The following is a 1324-nucleotide window of genomic DNA, read 5'->3' as shown; positions in this document are numbered from 1 at the left end:
CTGTGCTCCCGATTTCTTTCTGGAGCCCATCCGCCATGATGCGTCCCGACGCAAAAGTCGAAAAAGTGTATCTGTACCCCAAGCCCGTCGACTTCCGAAAGTCCATCGACGGTCTGGCGGCCTTGGTCGAACTGGACATCAAGGTCGCCGTCTTTGATCCGGTGCTTTTCGTCTTCCTCAACAAGCCCCGTAACCGCGTGAAGATCTTGTACTGGGAACGCAACGGCTTCTGCCTTTGGCTCAAGCGCCTGGAGTCCGAGCGTTTCAAAACATCGCCCGACGTGACGGACGATGCGATTGTCATGACCGTCCAGGAACTCAACTGGATGCTCGACGGTTTTGACCTCTGGCGTAACCGTCCTCATCAAGTTTTGACGCCGCGATTCGTGGCCTGATTCGGTATAATCCGGGGCATGATTTCGATGCCCAAAGATCTTCCTGATGACCCGGTGCTGCTCAAGCAATTGCTTGAGCAGATGCTGCTTGAGCGCGAAACGAGTAAGGGCCGCATTGTTCATCTGGAAGAAGAAAATGCGCTGCTGCGCCAGCGTTTGTTCGGACGAAAATCCGAGCAAACAGTTGATCCTGCGACGCCCCAGTTGGCCCTGTTCAACGAAGCAGAAAGCGTCATCGAAGCTATCGATGAAGACGCTGAAGAAGAGGTCATCGCCCCCGCTAAACGCCGTGGCAAGCGCAAGCCACTGCCTGCGGATCTGCCGCGTATCGAAGTCATTCACGAACTGCCCGAGCATGAACTGACCTGCGTCTGCGGCTGCCGCAAACACGCCATTGGCGAGGACATCAGCGAGCAGCTTGAAATCGTGCCGATGCAAATACGGGTGATCAAACACGTTCGAAAAGTATACGGTTGTCGCAACTGCGAAACGGCGCCGATCACGGCGGACAAACCAGCTCAACTGATTGAAAAGAGCATGGCCAGCCCCAGTGTTCTGGCGATGCTGCTGACCACCAAATATGTGGACGGTTTACCGCTGCACCGCTTTGAAAAAGTGCTGGGTCGCCACGGCATTGATATCCCGCGCCAGACCCTGGCTCGCTGGGTTATCCAGTGCAGCGAGCACTTCCAGCCGCTGTTGAATTTAATGCGCGATAGCCTGCTGGCCAGCCGCATCATCCACTGCGATGAAACGCGGGTACAGGTGCTGAAAGAGCCTGGCCGCGAGCCGGGGAGCCAGTCCTGGATGTGGGTGCAAACCGGCGGCCCGCCGGATAAGCCGGTGATCCTTTTTGACTACTCCACCAGCCGAGCGCAGGAGGTGCCAATACGATTGCTCGATGGTTATCGCGGCTACGTCATGACTGA

2 protein-coding genes are annotated in these 1324 nt (G+C 56.5%); both read left to right on the top strand.

The window, feature by feature from the left end; translation table 11 throughout:
* Window positions 1-395, top strand: a 395-nt coding sequence (gene tnpB, locus ACIQYF_RS23740; protein WP_402866737.1) for an IS66 family insertion sequence element accessory protein TnpB, incomplete at its 5' end; no start/stop codon positions are given.
* Window positions 396-413: 18 nt separating this feature from the next.
* The coding region (gene tnpC, locus ACIQYF_RS23735; RefSeq protein ID WP_402866734.1) for an IS66 family transposase at window positions 414-1324 on the top strand (911 nt) is incomplete at its 3' end.

Origin of the sequence: Pseudomonas sp. NPDC096917, assembly GCF_044762555.1 — a bacterium.
In the GTDB taxonomy this organism is placed as follows: Bacteria; Pseudomonadota; Gammaproteobacteria; order Pseudomonadales; family Pseudomonadaceae; genus Aquipseudomonas.
Note: the sequence above shows the minus strand (reverse complement) of the source record. Positions and strands in the feature narration are given on the sequence as shown.